Source organism: Bacteroidota bacterium, assembly GCA_016706255.1.
In the GTDB taxonomy this organism is placed as follows: domain Bacteria; phylum Bacteroidota; class Bacteroidia; order Chitinophagales; family BACL12; genus UBA7236.
Map to the genome: position 1 here is coordinate 1 of JADJJZ010000005.1, position 19,586 is coordinate 19,586.

Sequence of the window (19,586 nt, forward strand, 5' to 3'; positions counted from 1 at the left end):
CAGTTCGGTTGCGGTTTTCTGATTTTGGGTATAAATTCATTGTCACGCCTTTCACTTTAAAGTGGCATCACCGCTCAAGGTGATGCCGGTCGCTCCGGCCATTTTTATCGCCGATTGTGGCATATAATGATGCTAACTTTTGTGTGCTGGCAGCAATTTTTTACATCATTGGTGCCAAATAAACTCGCCTGCACAGGCAAATCAATTATTTCACGATCGGGTGGCACAGCAGAAGAAGATACGTCGTTCCCTGCTTAACAGGATATCCGGCAAGCAGGTAGGCCCTTATGGTCGCCAAATTCATTACCATTTCTTCCCTGGTTTGAGCATAGGCATTTTATTTCAAAACTTTGGGCAGCGTAAGGGATGGTTTTGGGTATTTTTTCAAATACATCGGTAAAAACAGGATTTTCATCAGTAATGGCAATCGTTTCTGTTTCTTTTGGAGATTGCCAGATGTACTTAAGCCTGTTGCTTTGTAAAAATGCCATTTACAGAATTTAAAATCCATATCAATTGCGGGAAGATAATAATATTGCAACCGCGTTCCGGTTGTTGATTTAATGTTAGATAAACCTCGGAAATAGATTTTACTTCATTTAAAATAATTAAATCAAATTTATCTAAAACATTAAAATCAATTTGTGTAACAGCATTATTAGTTGTTGAAGAAATTATTTTCCCGATCAGTGATTTAAAAATGGATTTTCAGCATTTCCATTAATTATGATTGCGAATCGACTTGCGGTTTAAAGTAAATATAATACATCATCAAAAGTTACCGGATAATCTTTTCCGCTCAATTCGCCATTATACCAGCCAGTTCAGTAAATTATGAACGACATGGTACATCGATAATTTTACTCATAAGAACCAACCGTAATGTCTCGGCGATAGATTTAATTTGTTCGCTTTGAACTTTAAAAGAAACGGCGCGTTAGTTATTTCTTCACTGCCGTAATTACTTATTGTATAACAAAGTTATAATGGCTGATTTAAAATTTGAACCCGGTGTAAACCAAACAGAATCAACAGTAAGGTTGCGCTGTTCGTTACTTTTAAGTGGAGCGAGGTTAATAAAGGTGGTATCATTTTCACAAACCACGGCATTTTTAAAATCGGCAAACTGTAAATCAGACTTTTGTATTCCGGCATCTTCATGATTTAAAGTATCTTTCTGGCGTTTAAAAATTTCATCCATGTTGCGCTGCGAAGTTGTTCGTTGCGCCTGCGCTATCATCTACAACATTCATCTTTACTTACCTCCGATCGCTGATGTTTTGCTTCCCATGTCGTTTTGTAAGCAACTGGTGAAATTTATCGTCACTTGCTATGTCCTATACAATTTCTTCCGCTTTGCGTTTAGCAATGTTGATACAATAATTGTTCATCATTATTAACAGCCTCCATACTAAAAGCTGCTGTCAGTAAGTACTTACGGCACGATGTGCAGTAGTTTTTGCCGATTGGTTAGAAGGAATAAAAGGTTGTACAAATGCAAAAACCAAAAGCAATTGCCAGTAAACGGGATAATAAAATAAACAAATGTTTTCAGTTTACTTTTTTGTTGCGGTTTCTTCCTGTATGTTTTAAGAAACCGACATTAGTAAATAAACCGTTTTAAATCTGCGAAAATTAAACAGGTGTATAATAACCGGAATTGCCAGTGCTGCTAATCCAAATAAAATGCAGGAATGCAAACTGCATATTGTTTAATTAATCGAATTTATAAACCAAAACTGAGTAAATTTAGTATACCTGGCTATGGTTTAGGTAATTTAATACATTAACGGAAGGTAAATAAAAATAAGCTGCGGTAAGCAACTAAATTATATCAGGACGACAAGATTCGAACTTACGACCACGCCCCCAACTGATATGAACTCACCGGGCTGGCTACATCCCGTTTATGTTGGCACAAAAGTATAAACAGAAATTGATAAATCGATGAAAATTTATAAAATGTTGAATTTCAAGATGTTATAATTGATTTTAAGTTTAAATGAGATTGTCATGCCGTTATAATGATTCCAGTTTGGCACAGTATTCGTATTTCTGTATCAAATAATTGATTAACTACTAAAGCTTAAAATTACTTGAAAAGATAAGTAAGTAATGATGACAATCGCAGTGGTTTTATCTACCAACATGTTTGCTCAAACAGCAAATGGCGATTCGAAAGTAGCAGGTGAAAAGAAAAAAGGTGGAAAGCTACGACTACCGAAAAAGTAAAGCTGCATTAGTAAACCAAAAGCCGAAAAAAACAGGTTGCTAAAAGCCGCTACTCCTTCAAAAGAGCAATTGCTGCAAAACATAAAGATGAGTTAAAAGGTAAATACGAAACTAAAGAGCGACAAAGCGTGTCCAATAAAGAGCATCGTGATGCGCAAGCAGCTACCGATAAAGAAAAGTAAAAGCGCATAAAGCAGAAGTGAAAGCAAATCGATAGGAAGCGAAGCGAAAGCAAACTGCAACACGAGCACGATAAAGACGGGTAATTTTTTATATAGTTGGTTAAGGGTAAGAACAAGAGCCTCTTCGGAGGTGATACCGGGAGAGGTTTTATTACCATTTAAATAACTTAGGTGTGATTGCATAAAAACGCAAAGCAAATACCACAATAAATCAAATAATGCCTTGATAGGTAGTAGTGTTTAAAAGCGACTCTTCTAAGTTGGGTCCGAAAATAAGTGCTGCCCGTTCACCTGGCTTCCGGTATGTTTTATAAACGGAAAAATGCGGTTTGACAAAACCATCCCTACCAAAACGTGAATAGCATGCAAACGGTTAAGTAGGTATATATATGGAAACACTGGATTTGAGGTGTCAAGATGAAGATTCGGCTAATAATTGCTGCCAGCATGTCCATTGGCAAACTACAAAAGCAGTTCCAAAAATAAGGCAATACCCACGTGAATCCGCAATTTTAAGGCATTGTCTTTATCATAAAAATGCGCTGTTTTGCCCAAAAACACGCTTCGGAATAATATAATAAGTTACTGAGCAAAACACCCTTAGCAGCAGAATGCAATCAGTCCTCATTTTGGAAGGCAAAATAAGCATGAGAAGGCTAAAAAAAGCTCTGATACCAACCAACAAAATTTTACTACAATTATTGCGGGGTTTTTTGATGGTGGTTTTTCACCTGAGTTATTTGTTCGAGTTGTGCCATTTGGGCAAAATTACTGTCTTCGATAACAATTTATCTACTAACTTTGTTTTCAACTTATGGCAAAAACTCTTCATTATACTTTAGCCGTTTCGCTTTGATTAGTTCAGCTGGAAGGCGCAAAACGCAAAAAACCGCGTAGCCATTACGTTTTTGATTGCCGATTCCACTTTTGTCCGGGCAATGCCTGAAAAAGGGTGCGCCCACTTTTAAGGCTTACTTTAAACGACTCCTTGTATAAGATGGAAACCTTTTTCGGTTTTAATTTCCGGGGATGGTCGAGATGAATATTATTGTGGAACAATTCCATTAGTCTGATAAATGAATATCAACGATTATATAATGCGAATGCTACGCCGCGGTAAATTCAAACACGATAAAAGTTACCTTACAGAGAAGGTATATCTTCAAAAAAAACAAACTGACAGATATCTCGCAAAGGTAGTTGCTAACATTTCTGGCAGCGCCTTCCAGCAAAGAGGAAACCAGGCGCCGCTTTTAATGCTCACTAAAAGTATCAGGATCCAGCTTACGAAAAGCGGAAGAAAGAAGAATCATTAAAATTAAGGATTAAGCCAAAGAAAACTTTGTATTTTCACGACGTTACAATCACTAAAACCACTAATACGGCTCATCAATTATTAAAAAGGGAAAGAGGATGTATTTTCGGTGCCTTAGATGAAAGTTCAATTGCATGGAAAGTTTGCCGAAAATGTTTTGAAAGTTGTTCTACTTTCCTCGGCAATACACCAATTGCAATGCATATGGGTGCCAATTAATCAATTAGCTGAAAATGTAAAACTGAAGTAATACCTGCACAGCGCTACCAGTATTGAATCTGGAAAACTGATTGACCGTTCAATAGAAGTGTCAAGCGGTAAAATAGATTTTAATTTACACTCCAATCAGCAAGTCCGAACGTGCGTAAAAATCGCGCTTAACAGATTTAAGTTGTGAGTTTTGGAAGAAAGCGCTGGACCATGTTCCAGCTGTTTCATTTCTAAGTATTACAATCTGCTTATAAAAGATGCTATCAGTGAATGGGGAAGTGTATTAGGATTAACACATCGCTGCTCAACAATATTCCCAAGTTATAGCAGTATGGCTGAGGCTAAAGCGACCTTGAAAGTAAATAGCCGGTTTTGGTTACCACTGGTAAATTCAGAAAGTAAGGGTAAATACTATCTCGCAATCACCAACCTGGACTACTGCAGGAAGTGGCGTAAAAGGTTTTGATGCATTTTTTAATTATGCCAACAGCCTTTCACCTTTAGGCAATGCAAGCGCTGATGCCTTGCCGATTATTGTGTATTATTCATGTTCAGCGATTTAGGTCGCATGATTACCATGCAGAATTTATATCACGATGGTGGTTTCAGTTCAGTTGGTGTTAGTCAGGAAATTATGGATATGCTTCGAAAGATGAAGCATAAATAAAAATTATATCATTTCATTTTAAATAAATCCTTGTCTTAACTAAAAGACAAGGATTATTTTTTATGGTGTTTAGAAATTATTTCAATAAAATAGTGGTGCCAAAATCAATTGAAAATTTTCTGGCGGATTAAGTGTGATGTTTTTATCATCTATATCAAATACGATTTGTGTGATATCATTATTATACATCCAAAATAAATTATTATTGCTGATTGGCGGGGCCTTGACTGTGAGCGCCTTAGCGTTGCCTGTATCAACACTTTTGTAGTCATTACCTGGCTTCTATGTTGTTTATTGGATGAAGCAGCACCGAGTGGCGGTTAGGAATGGAAAAAAGTGTTCCATACTTACCCAGTAATTCCGGGTAATTTCCAAATTGATAAATTATGTTCGGGCTAAAAAAGTGTGTAGCTGTAACCTGATGAATGATAATTTCTCCTAATTGAATTTGTTTGGGTGAATGTTTTGTTTTTGCATTTACATTTTCCATTCCCAGTTTAAATACTTCATCAAATGAATTATTCCATTTTTTCTAAAAATGTGGTTGAACATTAATAATACTATCAGCATATCAAAAACCAGCATTGCAACAATATCACCACAAAAAGGTTTAGTTAACATGAGATGTTCACGGTTTGTTTGATGTAATTTTATGATATAATCAGACAGCAATATGTGATTTAACTGATTGAAATCAAGGGCTGTGGTATTAAATTTTTTTGAGTTGTTGCTGCCCGCAATAAAGCATCAAAATAATCAGTAACAATTTTGTTGCTTTTTTATTTTTGTTGTTTACACGCTCGCGATACATTGCTTAATCCCAATGAGCGGATAAGGCTTTATTATTTTTAATTGCCAACTACTTCATCACCCAAATCATAATCCATTTTTTGATTTGAAATAACTATCCAGGGCGGCGAGGAAAGCAGTGTATTCATTTGGTTTGAAAGGTTGCCCATCCGGGCACAATCGAATAATCCGATTCGTGGGGAAAAAAATGAGAACATAATAATTGTTTTTAAGGTTAATCAGGTAAAAATATCAAAACTTAATAATCTCCAAACCGAAGAATTATTTATTTGCTTATAAAAATGACATCTTCAAAACCATTTAGATGTTAAGCGATTATTAATAATGTTGAAAAGGCAATAAGCGGTTAGCCGATTTTACGATACATACATCTACCCCAAAAAATGTTAAAATTTTCAAATTCACGGAAACCGTGAATGGTATGCCAAACCTTTTACAGAATTTTATTAAAGGAATTACCACAACATTACCATTTAGATGCTTCTGTAAACAACATGAACGGGCAGTCACATTTTAACCGGAGAACTAGGTCAAACCCACAATTTGGTGGAAAGCGACGATATGATTATCGTTAGAACCCATGGTGGTGTTCAGCTTGGAGGTGATTTTCCGGTAATGCTGCTATCAGTGAAATTTTAGCTGATTTGAACTGATGAATACATTTAGTGACGCTTCCCATTTGTATATAAATTGAAATCGGTTGTAATTGGTGCTGATTTATTAATTAATGAATTAAAACTTTTGGTTGAGCAAGCAGCCTTGCCACAAATCAGGTTTATAGGTTCCGTTTTTGTTTATGCGAAAACAGGTATTTACCAGATTTACACGGCAATATTTTATTAAATTTTATGATGAACTGAGTTACAATAATGCCTTTAGTATTTTACTATCAAATGGATTTGTAATTAAGCGACAATTAGAATTTATTAAAAACGGATTTTTTGTGAGCCCGTTGCTGATTTAGGTCGAAATATTTTTGATAAATGTCAGGAATTATTGCCTTAAAACCTGGAATATTGTCACCTGAATTGGTAGTCCGCCGAAGATCATTATTACAAAATGATATTACTGCTGCAGCAATTACAGCGCTTGAAAATAATTGGGTATTAAAAAAAGTAGAAGCAGAAAAAGCTTGCAATATTCCGGGTGCAAATACGGTAATTTGTATGATTGATGATGGTTTGGATTTTGCGCATCCTGCATTTTTCAATACGGGAAAATTATTTATCCGGTCGATTTAATGGATAAACAACGTAAACGTTTGCCTGGTCATGCCATTGATGATATGCATGGAACAGGCCAGCTGCAAATATTGCGTGCTCAGCAGATATACGATTCCCGGCATGCTCTGATGCGCGGCTAATCCAATACGTTCAATAGGGTTTGGGTTCCATTACTGAAGCCGAAGCATTTGTGTGGGCTGCTAATAATGGTGCAGATATTATTTCCTGCAGTTAGGGACCACCGGATAGCAATTTTACCAATCAAACAGATGATGATTATGTTTTTCCAATTCCGGATCATACTAATCTTGCCATTAAATATGCAGAAAAAGGAAGAAACGGAAAAGGTTGTTTGGTTTTTTGCTGCGGGAAATGGTAAAGAGCCATTAAAAAATGATCAGTATGCTTCCACATGAAATGGTAATGGCAATTGGTTCAAGTAATGATAAAGATGAAAGCACTGTTTTTCAGATTACGGACCGCCCTTATTATGTTGTTTCCCAAGTGGTGATTATACATTGGTAGATAGTATTAATCAGCCCACTTTTGGTTCGCGTTGCAGATATTATTGGTGATGGCGGATTTAGTAAAAGCGAATTTTATGATTTTTTAACGGCACTTCGCATCTTGTCCCGGCGCTGCGGGAATTGCTGCATTAATGTTATCGCTTGCGCCTGAATTAACACGTGAGCAGGCTAAACAAATTATTATTCAATCGTGCAAAAAAATTGGCAATCAAACCGACTATCAAAATAATATCAGCGAAAAATATGGCAATGGTTTATTGATGGCAAATAATATAATTCAAAACACTTTGGCATTTAATAAAAAACGAATAATTATGGACACTGCAAAAACAATCGGCAAAGGATATGCATTACATATCGGAATAAACTTTGTGGACACGAATTTTTGGAAATCATGTTCCTGTATTAGATGGTTAGGTTGCGGATATGGAGAGTATGGAAAAATGGCGCGGCAATGCAATTTAATACGGAAACATTACAAATGAAGCGGCAACAAAAGTGCAATTTTATCAGCGTTTGCCAAATATGCCAAATTAGTAGGTCGGGTGATTTTTTCTGGTAACCTATGCAGGACATGGTGCACCAATTATTGATACAGATGGCGATGAAGAAGATGGTTTTGATGAATCGTGGGTTACTTATGACCAGTTTTTGCTGGATGATGAAATAAAAGCAGCCTTTCAGCAATTTGTGCCGGACGCCAATGTGGTGTTAATTTCCGGATTCTTGCCATTCAGGTTCTGTAAAACCGTGTATTTGCTTTTGAAGCTGCATTAATTACAAATCCGCATCCAACGCGGAAACGTCGTTATAATGCCATTAAGCAGTGTTACGAAAATTTTATCGGAACGTGGCATGACGGCAGCAAGTTTGCAACAACGCACTACCAAAATAGATGAAAAACAAACCGCCGCAAATTATTTATTGTTAGCAGCTTGTCAGGATAAAGAATTTGCACAGGAAGAATTAGGTCATGGGATTTTTGAGCAATTTAATTAAATTGTTTAATGCGACTACAGATAAACACTTTGACTTATGAAGATTGGTTGCAGGGAATTTTAAATGCAATGCCTTCTGATCAACATCCGCGAATTGATGATAGTGAAGTGTTTAAAAATAAATATTCAGCACACAAAAATATTTGACTTTGGCGCAACAATTAAAACAGATGCAATAGTTGCCAATCCGAATCCTGTTGCATCTCCCCAAAACAAAAAATAAAACTTCAATAAAATAAAAAGTATCATATTGGATACCGAAGAAAATTATATCCATTCTCTGCAAAGTGGTTTAAAGGGGTGTTGCAGAAGATAGTTTACGTGTGGTTGATAAAAGTGTGTTTTCTGAGTCACTTCCGGGAAAACAGAATGGGATAAAGCTTATCAATTATTAATGGCAAACAGCGACAAAAAATCAATTTTGTTGAGGCGGATAATACTGCAACTTTATTTACGGATGCTACTGTTGAAGATAACAATAACCGAGGTGTGCGCAGTGATGAAGGATATTTATTTACCTACCCCAACCCTGAGGATGTTTGAAACCGACAACGAATTTATATGGCATTTAGAAGATAACTACAGTCAGTTGCGCAGTGCCTTTCAAAAAGTATTCAGTGATTTATACAACCGTGGTTTAATTCCGGATGAAAGTGATGATTTGGTAACCATTGCACATATTGATACGGGTTATTTACATGGACACCCGTTACGTCCAATATTTTTAGATGAACATAAATCGACATCATTTAGTGTAAGCACCGGCGATTTAGGTTCACCGGAAGATGAGAACATTAATTTATTGCCTGATGGTGTTGAACAGCAGGGTCATGGTAATGCAACCTTATCGTTACTCGCGGAAATAAAGTGGATATTTCCATTTCGGATGGAAAATATGCGGGGTATTTTGGTGGCAATCCGTTTGCTAAAATTATTTCAATTAAAGCAGGTGAATCGGTTGTGTTATTATCGGGAAAAAGCATTTGCGAAAGCCATTGATCATGCGATAAAAATAACTGTGATGTTGTAACGATGTCGATGGCAGGTTGGCCAACACAAATTATGGCGGATGCAGTTAACCGTGCTTATGAAGCGGGCATTGTAAGTGTATCGGCAGCAGGTAATAGTTGGGTAAAAGGTGGTAAAAAAGCGTTACCAACAACCTTATTATATCCGCGCGATATGACCGTGTTATAGCTGCAGTGGGTGCTACTTGTAAATATAGTCCTTACCTCTATGATCAAAATTTAAAATTGCGCAGCGAAGGCGGATTATATATGCAAATGAATTACGGTCCCGATGAAGCAATGAAAACAGCAATTGCGGGATATACGCCGAATGTAATGTGGTTTCATCGTTTAGTAAATAAAGCAGCAGGCATTCATACATATTATGTGCAATCGGGAGAGGCTCATCGGGTGCAACGCCTCAGGTTGCTGCAGCAGCTTCATTATATATTCAATATTATAAAAAGAATTAAGCAAGTATACAGGAGCCAATGCCTGGAAAAAAGTTGAAATTGTTAAGCTGGCTTTATTTAAATCAGCAGATAATTCGAACCCTTCGAACAGGAAATATTTTGGAAACGGATTATTAAAAGCTGCGCATGCACTAGATTTTCATCCTGATGAATTAGTTAAAGAAATTAAAAAAGCTGCTCCCGCAATGGATGAGGGTGGTTTCTTCAAAAATTATTTGGACTGTTCCGCAGGAGAGGAATTGATGATACTGCAATTAATGAGCAACTTGGAAATATGATGCAAACAGAAGTATTACAACTCTTACATCTTGAACCTGCATTACATCCGTTGTTATGGCTTACAATTTAAATAATGATGCGAATCAGTTGAGTGATGCAGATTTACAATTATTATATCAAACTATTGCAACATCACCATATGCTTCAGACTTTTGAAACGCAATTTGCGTAATAATTACGCAAATGACCCATTGTCAAAAAATTCGCGCAGTATTTCATTTGAAAATGTCGGACAAAGTAATATTATTCTGCCCACAGAAACGGTGATATTATTATAAGTGTTTCCGGTATGCAGTGTAATATTATTGAGCCGGGTAAAAAAAATAAGCGTGGATTAAGTGACAGCACTACCTCAGCTAAAAAAAGTAAACCAAAATTAAACGGTCAAAATTGGGTGGTAGATGAAGTTGAAATTGAGGTAATGGATATTGCAACCAGAGGTGATAATCCACCAAAACTGGATATCAATAGTGATATTGATACAGCTGAATTACAACAAGCAATGTTAGTGACGAAACATTTTGAAGATGACGAACCACTTATGGAATGGATGTTTCCCGGAAGTACAGGCACTACATCAGATGGTAAACGCAATTTTGGTTCCAGTGAACTTGAAAATGAAATCGGCTTTTCAATAAATTTAAATGGCTTACAAAAATCACGTTCCAGAGGTCCTTTAAAAAAGATTTTCAAAATTGGTTTCAAAATTTTCAAATGGAAAACCGCAGGCAGATATAAAAATTCCTGAAAAGGGTCGTGCCTGGTTACGTTCAATTGTTGATACAGATTATGAGATAAAGGTTTATGACATGTCGAAGGGTGTTTTAGGGAATTTAAATCCTGGAGTGTTGATACACTAACACCTAAAATAGTTGAAGAAATTAATAATTCGCTATTACCTGTATTAATATGTTTGCCGGTTTAGTTAGTAAAATAGAAAAGGGTTTGATGAATATTTTGGTAACGATACGGTAACCGGAAATTTGATTCCAAAATGCTGCAGATATGTAATAGGCATTAATATGCCAACAGTTACAGATGGTATTAAAGCAAACGCTGAATGGATTAATACCACATTTAAAAAAGCGGGCTTCAATAAAAATAAATCTTGTATAATAATTGCACGTAGTCGTGGTGGAATTGTTTCGCGTTATTTAAATGAGGTAATCTGGAACGCAGATGCAAAGGCACCATTTAAGGTGAAAAAATTAATTATGACCGGCACACCAAATGAAGGGACCCATATTGCTGATTATAATAATTTAAGATCCTATGTGAACTTGGTAAGCAATGTTATAAGCTTGCCGTTTGGTGCTACTCCAATAGCCGGTGCGCTAAAACAATTAGTTGGTGCATTAGCAAATGGAATAGTTAATTTACAGGTGTAAATGATTTAGAACTGGAGAGTAATTTGATTGAAGAATTAAACGGAATTGTTTTCGATAGAAATAACTATCATGTGATAACTTCGAATTACAGGCAAATAATAAAATTCTACGGTTAATTGAGGAAGGAATAATTGACAGGAAAATATTTCATGCTTACACGAACGATACAATTGTTCCTGTGTTGAGCGCATTGTTTGAATTAACTAATAAAATATCTATTCCGGCAAATCACAAGCATATTGTTTCCGGGGAATATACATGTTACGCATTTTGAATATTTAAAGCCGGAGTTAAGTGAAATTCAGGAGATTTTGAATGGGTGGTTGTGAGATGGATTATTAATGTTGGGAGATTTTATTGATTATTATGAAACTATGGGTCTGGAGACCCGGGTTCGGCTGCGCAGTCGGAGACTGCGCAGAGCGCTTCTTTTTTAATTATTACTAATTTTTTTTCCCCAATTTTCCATTTGTTCGAAAATGCTCAATAAGTTTTGGCCACTCATGGTAAGTTGATATTCAACGTGTGGTGGTGTTGATTTGAAGTCGGTTCTGGAAACAACGCCTTGTTCAACCAGTGTTTTTAATGTTTGTGATAACATTTTATCATTAATGGCAACGAGTATTTTTTTCAGCTCATTAAATCGTTTTGGGCCTGAGCGTAAATTCCAGATGATAAGCCCCTGCCATCTGCCACCTATTACACTTAGGGTAAGGTCAACAGGGCAATAAAAAAGGTTCCGTTAAGTTTATACGTTTCCATGATGTAAAAGTAAATAGAATAATTACGCTACCCAAAACTATAGCACTTCCTTTTTGGTAAGTATATTGTATGCCGTGTATTTTCTCTCGTCCTTTGTTGCTCAAATTTTTAATATGAAAAAAAATTATTTTATCACCTTGATTTTATTAATTATGGCAACAACTTTTAAAGTAGTAGGTCAACAACCTGCAAAACTCATTGTAAACAAAATACCTGAGGTAGCACATACGTCAGAAGAATCTTCAAACTTAGCAACAGCAATTGCCGTTTCACAGTCCATTCTGGAAGGTGACTGGGCTAAATTGGATGGTTTATTGGATGATAATTTTACATATACCGGCGATGGATATGTATTTACTAAAGATCAATACATCGGGTTTATGCAGGATATGCGTGCAGCATTTTCAGATTTTGAAATGTCTTTGACTAAATTGGTTGTAGATGGCGATTTTGTTTCTATACAGTTTACTTCCAGTGTTGTAAATACAGGAAAATTTATGGGCGCTCCGCAAACAAAAAAACCTGCACGTTGATGGCATATTTATGCGCAATGTTAAAAATGGTAAGGTAATGCAGGAATGGCAAACTACAGATTTGTTGGGCACAATGACTCAAATTGGTGGTGGTGCGTTATTCTTTTATTCTGTATTTGTAGGTGGATTTGGTGTTAAATCAAAACCACCGGTAAGAAAAGGGTGACGACTTTTTATATGTAGATGGTAAAGTTGTGAATTACGATTTATTACCTGCGAAGGAAAAAAATAAATACGTGAAAAATTATATGAAAAAGTCTAATTAAATAAGATTTGAAACAGGTTCTTTAATAAAGAACCTAAAGTGAACTTTAGGCTGTTTTATTTGTGTTAAATAGCCGATGAGATTTAATGAATACACAAAATGCGCAAAAAATAATTTATCATTTTTGTGTGTTTTGTGTGTTTGTTTTTTTAGGGTTATTGTGGGATAGATTAGAGATGCAATTAAGTTTTTAATTATGCTGTATTAATTGACAGAATTTTATTGTTTTTAAATACAGTACTATGGGTCAGGAGACCCGGTTTGGCTGCGCAGTCGGAGACTGCGCAGAGCGGTGGCAAGGTATTGCCATTAATTTTTTATCCATTTAATAATGTAGGATTCGTTTGGGAGGTTTATTTTACTAAAATATAAACCGGGTGCTATTGTTTGAATGTTGGCCTCATAATTATTATTGAATGTTACCGGAATTTCACTACCATGCATATCATAAGTAACTATTGTTTGTGGATGAATTGTGGCATCAAATTCCAATAAAATAAAATCGGTTGCAGGATTTGGCGTTAATACAATATTGGTTTTGTTGGATGATAATATCGATTCAATTTGCATGAAAAAACAATCAGATGTGTCGGTACAACCATTTTGTGTTACGATAAGAGCAAAATAAGCGTTTTTCTTCCGGATAAAATGTTTGACTAGTAGCACCTTCAACAGCTTCATAAAATTCACAATTAATCCATTGATAAGTAGCATCTGCAGCTTCCGCAGTTAATACGTTCCAATCTACAATAACATCAGTATTTACTTCGTTACAATAACAGTCACCTCATCAGTAGCAGAACAACCTGCGCCATCAGAAATATTTACTGTATAAGTTCCGGGTTCGTTTACGGTAATGTTTGATGTTGTTGCGCCGGTGCTCCAAGTGTAGGTAATTGGTGCAGATACATAAGTTTTAAAAACATCATCCCAGGTAACATCAAATTCGCATCTGCCACCTGCATAATTATCTGCCGGTCCGGAAACTTGTACGCCATATGGGTCGGGCAATCCTCCTGCTAAATCAGGAACTATTTCAAAAGTGTAGACTTCATTTTCAGTAATCGGAACGGGTGGATCAATAATAAATGTTTCCCAAAAATTTCCAGCGCCGGTGCCACCATTTCCGGTTCCTGTGAAAATATTCAAGGTTGCAGTTCCGGTCATTTCATTAAAAAAGCCCTGATCAATTTGCACTAAATCTCCTGTTACCCCTGCGGTAAATGATTGCCATGTGCTGTATCCGGGTAAATTGCGTGCACTTTCGCCGCCGAGGTATAACAATTGTTGCTGGTCAATTGATAAATCGGCATTCGAAACATTTGTTGTTAATTCGACAGATTCACCCGGGCATAAATACACAGGGCTGTTAGGTGTAATTTCAACTTCGCATTGCGCGAAAGTGTTGTTGGTATATAACAATACCATTATTGCGATAAAAATTTTAGGCATAGGGTAAATTAATTTAAATGATTGAACAATTTACAAAAATATCGCAATGGGTTGGGAAAATATGTAACAGAAGTTACTGATGGGGAATGATAAAAGTCATTTGGGTGATTTTTGTTTTAGGAATAAAATTAAGAGGTTAGGCAAATTTTCTATGGGTCGGGAGACCCGGGTTCGGCTGCGCAGTCGAAGACTGCGCAGAGCGGGATATTAACCGGAAAAATGTTTGGAATTACAACTTATTTATTACGTGATTTATAAGCAATTTATTATTTGATTTAATTTGAATCAAATACATCCCCTGGGGAAATTTAATCATGTCAACCATTATGGGCTGACTTCCATCTTCAATACTTTGTTGTAATAGTACACCAGCAGTATTGTAAATTGAAATTTGACATTCTCCTATTGTTTTATCTTCAATATTAATTGTTATTGACTGGATAACCGGGTTTGGAGCCAAAGAATATCCAGATAAAACTTCGTCTTCAATATCCAAAACAAAATCGGGATTTTTGGCATAAACAATTTGACAATCAGTAACGTTGGTATCATAATAATCTAAAACCTGGATAGATCTTTCTTTTAATTTTGAAACAGCATACCATGCTCTGCTTCCCAATCCAAGTGAATCGATATACAAATCATCATAAGCTATAGCAAAAGGGAAGGCAATGTCAAGACATAAAGTATCATTGCTTAACAATGTTTGAGGTGAAATAGCTCCAACCACACGAGCATCAGATGGTGCTCCTAAAGATGTTACAGCGGACCAACCTAATGTATCAAAAATATCAGAAGGAAACATGTACCTTGAGTTTATTAACCCACCGTAGCCATTACCTCCAAATGTTTGTGGAGTTCCATCCTTCCAATTGCCCGCTAAATAATTAATAAAATCTTCATCTGTTACGGGCGTACCGATTACTGAAAAGTCATTGTAGTAATTTTTAAACGTGTACATTGACTGATTAAGAAAAATCATACCTTGTGCAGGTACATATGCACCATAACTTGGGGTAGTTGGACCATCAATCCTATCCAAATTATAACCAAAAAACATATTTAAAGTAGAGTCGCATCCAACGTAGTCATCATCGAAAGCACCAACATTAAAATCTGTAAAAACACCTACTTGAAATTGATTATAGTCTATTAATGATCGGTTGATGATTGAATAATTAATAAACAATGTATTATTTAATGCACTGTCTGCAGGAGCATCAAAAGCGTAAGCCATACCATGCAACTCAATTTCAATTTTGAACCATCAGTTTCAGTATGTATATCTGCATCATCATTAAAAATAAAATAAGCAGCTTTATCACCTCTGATAATTGGATAATCACCATTTTCAGGGTCGTAAATCAAATTATTATTATAATCAAAAAAAGGTGCTAAAATTGCAGATTCACCATTGTCAATATTACCATTGCCAGGCCAGGAAGCAATTGAAGACGGAACTTCGTAACCTGCTGTTGCAAAGTTAGTTATATGATTTTCAATGGTGGGTTTATCACATATCCATACGTTATTATATTTTTCAATATAATCAGCATCTGTATAATCAATGGCAACAGGGCCAAACCAGAAATCCTGCCCGAATTGCCGGTATATATGTGCCGCTGTATATTTATTACCAGATATATCTGTTGCCCCAATCCATAATCCGGCAGAAAAAATAGTTGAAGGCGGATTGTCATCTGTTGGTTTAGGCACATAAAAATATGCATCAAAGTCTTCCACTTCCATAAACAAGCCTCCGTCTGCATTAAGCAGAGCTTCAATATTATTAATGTCCATTACTCCATTTTCAAGTACTTGTGCATGTGTGCAATATATTACAAAAATCAATGCCAGTGTAATTAAAGTTCTCATAGCTTTAGGTTTATTATACAAAATTGCATTGGTTCTGCTTATAAATTGTCATAACTTTCTCGTTTTATTACAATACATTTCGAAATTGCAAACTTGTGACTATAACAAATGAGTATGGATTTTCTAGTTTCTACAAGGGTTTGGGAACGCTTTCAAAGACAGTGTTGCAACTTATAAAAATGAATTATAATTAATTACCTTTTGGTATTTAAATTGAAATATTAAATATTGGAAATAAAATGATTCGAATTTTTTAAACATTTTTTTGGATCGCAGATATGATTATTTGAATTGGTATGGTTGAATGTTTTGATTATTGAAAATAATTTGTGACAATGTGAACCTATGGGTCGGGAGACCCGGGTTCGGCTGCGCAGTCGGAGACTGCGCAGAGCGTTATGATATAAATCAATTGGTTATTTTTTTGGCCAAGCCGGGTAAGTGGCAGCGCAGGGTTATTTATAGCCCTGATTGTGGGAAATCCTTTGCGCTTTTCAGCAAAGATTGGAACGGAAAGCAGGGCGCGGGTTGTGAGAAACTGCAAGCTATGTGCTTCAAAAAAATCCTGCAAAAAATTGCAGGATTTTGAATTATTTAGAAAATGATTTAGGCTTTTTTCTTCTTCTTTTCCTCTTTTTTGTCTTTGCCTTTATCTTTTTTCTTTTTGTCTTTTTCGCCGGCAGGATTTAATATCAGGCCTGCTGCATCTTTGTCGTATTCAACAACTATGGTATCACCTTCTTTAAATTTACCGGAAAGAATACTTTCTGCAAGCGGATCTTCCAGGTATTTTTGAATGGCGCGGTGTAAAGGACGTGCACCGAATTGCGGGTCGTACCCTTTTTCACTTAAAAATTCTTTGGCGCTATCCTCTAACTGGAGTTTGTAATTTAATGTTTCCAGTCTGTTTTTTACATCGCGTAAAGTGATATCGATAATTTTGAAAATGTCTTCGCGACTCAATGAATTAAATATTACCACATCGTCGATACGATTTAAAAACTCAGGTGAGAAGGTACGCTTTAACGCTGTTTCAATTACACCTTTATTATTTTCATCTTGCGACAATTGTTTTGCCTGCGTTGAAAATCCAACTCCTGAACCAAAATCTTTTAACTGACGTGCACCAATATTAGAGGTCATAATGATTAAGGTATTTTTGAAATCAATTTTTCTACCTAAACCATCAGTAAGCATACCATCATCTAATACTTGTAATAAAATATTAAAAATATCCGGATGGGCTTTTTCTATTTCATCTAATAAAATAACGCTGTATGGTTTTCTGCGAACTTTTTCAGTAAGCTGACCACCTTCTTCGTAACCAACGTATCCCGGAGGCGCACCAATTAATCGGCTCACGCTGAATTTTTCCATGTATTCGCTCATATCGATACGCACCAGCGAATCTTTTGAATCGAATAAATATTCACTCAACACTTTTGCCAATCCTGTTTTACCAACGCCGGTAGGTCCGAGGAAAATAAATGAACCGATTGGTTTTTCGGATCTTTTAATCCAACACGATTACGTTGAATGGCGCGTGTAATTTTAAGAATGGCTTCATCCTGACCAATAACACCGCGACGTAATTCATCGCCCATGCCTACCAATTTAGTACCTTCACTTTGAGCGATGCGTTTGGTTGGTATACCGGTCATCATCGCTACTACTTCTGCAATATCATCTTCGGTAACCGGATAACGTTCACTTTTAACATGCTCTTCCCATTTAGTTTTTTCTTTATCTAAATCTTCGAGCAAACGTTTTTCAGTATCGCGCAATTTTGCTGCTTCTTCGTAACGCTGACTTTTTACTACTTTATTTTTTTCTTCTTTAATCTCTTCAATCTGGCCTTCGAGTTTTACAATTTCATCTGGCACGTGAATATTTTTAAATGCACGCGTGCACCAACTTCATCTAAAACATCAATGGCTTTATCCGGAAGGAAACGGTCGGTAATATATCTTGTACTTAAAGTAACACAAGCTTTAATTGCTTCAGTCGAATAAATTACATTGTGAAACTCTTCATATTTCGATTTAATATTTGTAAGAATTTCAACTGTTTCTTCAGGTGAAGGCGGATCAACCAATACTTTTTGGAAACGACGGTCTAAAGCGCCATCTTTTTCAATGTACTGACGATATTCATCTAAAGTGGAAGCACCAATACATTGGAGTTCACCACGTGCTAAAGCCGGTTTAAATATATTGGATGCATCAAGAGAACCTGTTGCACCACCTGCGCCGACAATTGTATGAATTTCATCGATAAATAAAATCACATCGCGATTTTTTTCGAGTTCGTTCATAATTGCTTTCATTCGCTCTTCAAACTGACCGCGGTATTTTGTTCCTGCAACCAATGCTGCAAGGTCGAGCATGATAATACGTTTGTCGAACAACACACGCGATACCTTACGCTGAATAATGCGCAATGCTAAACCTTCCACAATTGCAGTTTTACCCACACCCGGTTCACCAATTAGAATCGGATTATTTTTTTTGCGTCGGCTTAAGATTTGAGAAACACGTTCTATTTCTTCCTGACGGCCAACAATCGGGTCGAGACGACCTTCTTCGGCAGCGCGTGTTACATCGCGGCCAAAATTATCAAGTACAGGCGTTTTTGATTTTGCATTTCCCGGTTTGCGTGGCACATTAAAGCCACGGTCGCCTTTATCTTCTTCTTCAAAACCATCATCTTCCTGCTGGTTGGTTGGAGGCGTATCTTTTAAACCTTTATCCTGACGAACATAATCGAGTTCCTGACGGAATACGTCATAGTCCACGTCAAATTGTCCTAAAATCTGTGTTGCGATGTTATCCTTGTTTTTCAGGATAGACAACATGAGGTGTTCAGTGCCTATTGTATCACTTTTGAGCACTTTGGCTTCAAGCACAGTTATTTTGAGCACCTTTTCAGCTTGTTTGGTAAGTGGCAAACTGCCTGCATTAAAGGGCTGGCGTGAGGTTTTGTCCTTTATGGCATCCTCCACCGTTTTGCGCAGTACGGCGATATCTACGTCGAGGCTCATCAGCACTTTTATGGCAAGACCGTCGCCATCACGTATCAGTCCGAGCAGTAAATGTTCGGTACCAATATGGTCGTGTCCCAGTCGCAGCGCCTCTTCACGGCTGTAAGAGATCACTTCTTTTACTTTTGGAGAAAATTTTGCGTCCATTATATCTTTCTTTCAAATTTTGAACCATCCCTGCAATCCTGACAAAATAACAAGGAAAGTTGTGATAAAGTTGTGACTTGATTGTCGTTTTAGTGTAAACGTTACAGTCCAAATAAAATTCCCTTTCCCGGTGTTTTCTAATTGACTAACAAATTTGGAAAAATTTTAATTACTTACCTTCGCAGGGTAAAGTTTATTTTT

Annotated in this window: 19 protein-coding genes, 1 tRNA gene and 3 pseudogenes; 12 read left to right on the forward strand and 11 right to left on the reverse strand. The window is 36.4% G+C overall.

The annotated features are described in order from the left end of the window. Window positions 1-254 precede the first annotated feature (254 nt). The 4 genes from IPI65_08330 to IPI65_08345 all read right to left on the reverse strand — a co-directional run bounded on the left by IPI65_08330 (window position 255) and on the right by IPI65_08345 (window position 1,906). Window positions 255-491 carry a hypothetical protein gene (locus IPI65_08330; GenBank protein MBK7441523.1) on the reverse strand — a complete coding sequence of 79 codons (237 nt, stop codon included), beginning with the start codon at window positions 489-491 and terminating at the stop codon, window positions 255-257. Between the two features lie 470 nt (window positions 492-961). Next, window positions 962-1,201 (reverse strand): hypothetical protein, encoded by a 240-nt coding sequence (locus tag IPI65_08335; protein MBK7441524.1) that lies wholly within the window; start codon window positions 1,199-1,201, stop codon window positions 962-964. 388 nt (window positions 1,202-1,589) lie between these two features. Next, window positions 1,590-1,700 (reverse strand): hypothetical protein, encoded by a 111-nt coding sequence (locus IPI65_08340; GenBank protein MBK7441525.1) that lies wholly within the window; start codon window positions 1,698-1,700, stop codon window positions 1,590-1,592. Window positions 1,701-1,834: 134 nt separating this feature from the next. Continuing rightward, window positions 1,835-1,906, reverse strand: a tRNA-Pro gene (locus IPI65_08345). Window positions 1,907-3,777: 1,871 nt separating this feature from the next. Between IPI65_08345 and IPI65_08350 the strand changes: the two are divergent. After that, window positions 3,778-4,606 (forward strand): annotated as a pseudogene (locus IPI65_08350) (SDR family oxidoreductase). 848 nt (window positions 4,607-5,454) lie between these two features. Here IPI65_08350 and IPI65_08355 read toward each other — a convergent pair. Beyond that, window positions 5,455-5,613 carry a hypothetical protein gene (locus tag IPI65_08355; GenBank protein MBK7441526.1) on the reverse strand — a complete coding sequence of 53 codons (159 nt, stop codon included), beginning with the start codon at window positions 5,611-5,613 and terminating at the stop codon, window positions 5,455-5,457. Window positions 5,614-6,106: 493 nt separating this feature from the next. Here IPI65_08355 and IPI65_08360 point away from each other — a divergent pair, with 493 nt between their 5' ends. From IPI65_08360 to IPI65_08405, 10 genes are all read left to right on the forward strand, one after another. Beyond that, entirely contained in the window at window positions 6,107-6,259 is a 153-nt protein-coding gene (locus IPI65_08360) for a hypothetical protein (GenBank protein ID MBK7441527.1), read from the forward strand. 140 nt (window positions 6,260-6,399) lie between these two features. Then, a complete protein-coding gene (locus tag IPI65_08365) occupies window positions 6,400-6,657 on the forward strand; it encodes a hypothetical protein (protein MBK7441528.1) in 258 nt (85 codons plus the stop codon). A gap of 640 nt (window positions 6,658-7,297) precedes the next feature. Continuing rightward, window positions 7,298-7,651, forward strand: a complete 354-nt coding sequence (locus IPI65_08370; protein MBK7441529.1) for a hypothetical protein — start codon at window positions 7,298-7,300, stop codon at window positions 7,649-7,651. A 328-nt stretch (window positions 7,652-7,979) separates the two neighbouring features. Beyond that, window positions 7,980-8,165 carry a hypothetical protein gene (locus IPI65_08375; protein ID MBK7441530.1) on the forward strand — a complete coding sequence of 62 codons (186 nt, stop codon included), beginning with the start codon at window positions 7,980-7,982 and terminating at the stop codon, window positions 8,163-8,165. Window positions 8,166-8,173: 8 nt separating this feature from the next. Beyond that, window positions 8,174-8,311, forward strand: a complete 138-nt coding sequence (locus IPI65_08380) for a hypothetical protein (protein ID MBK7441531.1) — start codon at window positions 8,174-8,176, stop codon at window positions 8,309-8,311. Window positions 8,312-8,699: 388 nt separating this feature from the next. Beyond that, on the forward strand, window positions 8,700-9,194 hold the full coding sequence (locus IPI65_08385; GenBank protein ID MBK7441532.1) for a hypothetical protein: 495 nt from the start codon (window positions 8,700-8,702) through the stop codon (window positions 9,192-9,194). A gap of 8 nt (window positions 9,195-9,202) precedes the next feature. Continuing rightward, the gene (locus tag IPI65_08390) at window positions 9,203-9,361 is read left to right on the forward strand and encodes a hypothetical protein (GenBank protein ID MBK7441533.1); all 159 of its coding nucleotides are present in this window, start codon (window positions 9,203-9,205) and stop codon (window positions 9,359-9,361) included. A gap of 56 nt (window positions 9,362-9,417) precedes the next feature. Next, a complete protein-coding gene (locus IPI65_08395) occupies window positions 9,418-9,681 on the forward strand; it encodes a hypothetical protein (protein ID MBK7441534.1) in 264 nt (87 codons plus the stop codon). Between the two features lie 531 nt (window positions 9,682-10,212). Beyond that, the gene (locus IPI65_08400; GenBank protein MBK7441535.1) at window positions 10,213-10,671 is read left to right on the forward strand and encodes a hypothetical protein; all 459 of its coding nucleotides are present in this window, start codon (window positions 10,213-10,215) and stop codon (window positions 10,669-10,671) included. Between the two features lie 274 nt (window positions 10,672-10,945). Further along, window positions 10,946-11,311, forward strand: coding sequence for a hypothetical protein (locus IPI65_08405; GenBank protein ID MBK7441536.1), 366 nt, complete (start codon window positions 10,946-10,948; stop codon window positions 11,309-11,311). Between the two features lie 433 nt (window positions 11,312-11,744). Here the strand turns inward: IPI65_08405 and IPI65_08410 are convergent, their stop codons facing one another. Then, window positions 11,745-12,011 (reverse strand): helix-turn-helix transcriptional regulator, encoded by a 267-nt coding sequence (locus IPI65_08410; protein MBK7441537.1) that lies wholly within the window; start codon window positions 12,009-12,011, stop codon window positions 11,745-11,747. A 214-nt stretch (window positions 12,012-12,225) separates the two neighbouring features. On the opposite strand from IPI65_08410, the pseudogene IPI65_08415 reads away from it, so the two are divergent. Beyond that, window positions 12,226-12,772, forward strand: a pseudogene (locus IPI65_08415) (ester cyclase). Between the two features lie 408 nt (window positions 12,773-13,180). On the opposite strand, the gene IPI65_08420 reads toward IPI65_08415, so the two are convergent. From IPI65_08420 to IPI65_08440, 5 genes and pseudogenes are all read right to left on the reverse strand, one after another. Beyond that, window positions 13,181-13,585, reverse strand: a complete 405-nt coding sequence (locus tag IPI65_08420) for a T9SS type A sorting domain-containing protein (protein ID MBK7441538.1) — start codon at window positions 13,583-13,585, stop codon at window positions 13,181-13,183. Between the two features lie 48 nt (window positions 13,586-13,633). After that, window positions 13,634-14,323: a PKD domain-containing protein gene (locus IPI65_08425; protein MBK7441539.1), complete on the reverse strand. Its 690-nt coding sequence runs from the start codon at window positions 14,321-14,323 to the stop codon at window positions 13,634-13,636. 229 nt (window positions 14,324-14,552) lie between these two features. Beyond that, the gene (locus tag IPI65_08430; GenBank protein ID MBK7441540.1) at window positions 14,553-15,560 is read right to left on the reverse strand and encodes a T9SS type A sorting domain-containing protein; all 1,008 of its coding nucleotides are present in this window, start codon (window positions 15,558-15,560) and stop codon (window positions 14,553-14,555) included. Further along, on the reverse strand, window positions 15,521-16,198 hold the full coding sequence (locus tag IPI65_08435; protein ID MBK7441541.1) for a hypothetical protein: 678 nt from the start codon (window positions 16,196-16,198) through the stop codon (window positions 15,521-15,523). The genes IPI65_08430 and IPI65_08435 overlap by 40 nt, the downstream gene beginning before the upstream one ends. Window positions 16,199-16,804: 606 nt before the next feature. After that, window positions 16,805-19,385 (reverse strand): annotated as a pseudogene (locus tag IPI65_08440) (ATP-dependent Clp protease ATP-binding subunit). Window positions 19,386-19,586 lie beyond the last annotated feature (201 nt).

What these genes read in the sequence shown, in the direction of transcription:
- IPI65_08330 (MBK7441523.1), bottom strand. Translation starts at nt 491, where the DNA reads ATGGCATTTTTACAAAGCAACAGGCTTAAGTACATCTGGCAATCTCCA.
- IPI65_08335 (MBK7441524.1), bottom strand. Translation starts at nt 1,201, where the DNA reads ATGGATGAAATTTTTAAACGCCAGAAAGATACTTTAAATCATGAAGAT.
- IPI65_08355 (MBK7441526.1), bottom strand. Translation starts at nt 5,613, where the DNA reads ATGTTCTCATTTTTTTCCCCACGAATCGGATTATTCGATTGTGCCCGG.
- IPI65_08365 (MBK7441528.1), top strand. Translation starts at nt 6,400, where the DNA reads ATGTCAGGAATTATTGCCTTAAAACCTGGAATATTGTCACCTGAATTG.
- IPI65_08370 (MBK7441529.1), top strand. Translation starts at nt 7,298, where the DNA reads ATGTTATCGCTTGCGCCTGAATTAACACGTGAGCAGGCTAAACAAATT.
- IPI65_08375 (MBK7441530.1), top strand. Translation starts at nt 7,980, where the DNA reads ATGCCATTAAGCAGTGTTACGAAAATTTTATCGGAACGTGGCATGACG.
- IPI65_08380 (MBK7441531.1), top strand. Translation starts at nt 8,174, where the DNA reads ATGCGACTACAGATAAACACTTTGACTTATGAAGATTGGTTGCAGGGA.
- IPI65_08385 (MBK7441532.1), top strand. Translation starts at nt 8,700, where the DNA reads ATGTTTGAAACCGACAACGAATTTATATGGCATTTAGAAGATAACTAC.
- IPI65_08390 (MBK7441533.1), top strand. Translation starts at nt 9,203, where the DNA reads ATGGCAGGTTGGCCAACACAAATTATGGCGGATGCAGTTAACCGTGCT.
- IPI65_08400 (MBK7441535.1), top strand. Translation starts at nt 10,213, where the DNA reads ATGCAGTGTAATATTATTGAGCCGGGTAAAAAAAATAAGCGTGGATTA.
- IPI65_08405 (MBK7441536.1), top strand. Translation starts at nt 10,946, where the DNA reads ATGCCAACAGTTACAGATGGTATTAAAGCAAACGCTGAATGGATTAAT.
- IPI65_08420 (MBK7441538.1), bottom strand. Translation starts at nt 13,585, where the DNA reads ATGCTACTTATCAATGGATTAATTGTGAATTTTATGAAGCTGTTGAAG.
- IPI65_08425 (MBK7441539.1), bottom strand. Translation starts at nt 14,323, where the DNA reads ATGCCTAAAATTTTTATCGCAATAATGGTATTGTTATATACCAACAAC.
- IPI65_08430 (MBK7441540.1), bottom strand. Translation starts at nt 15,560, where the DNA reads ATGGCTTACGCTTTTGATGCTCCTGCAGACAGTGCATTAAATAATACA.
- IPI65_08435 (MBK7441541.1), bottom strand. Translation starts at nt 16,198, where the DNA reads ATGAGAACTTTAATTACACTGGCATTGATTTTTGTAATATATTGCACA.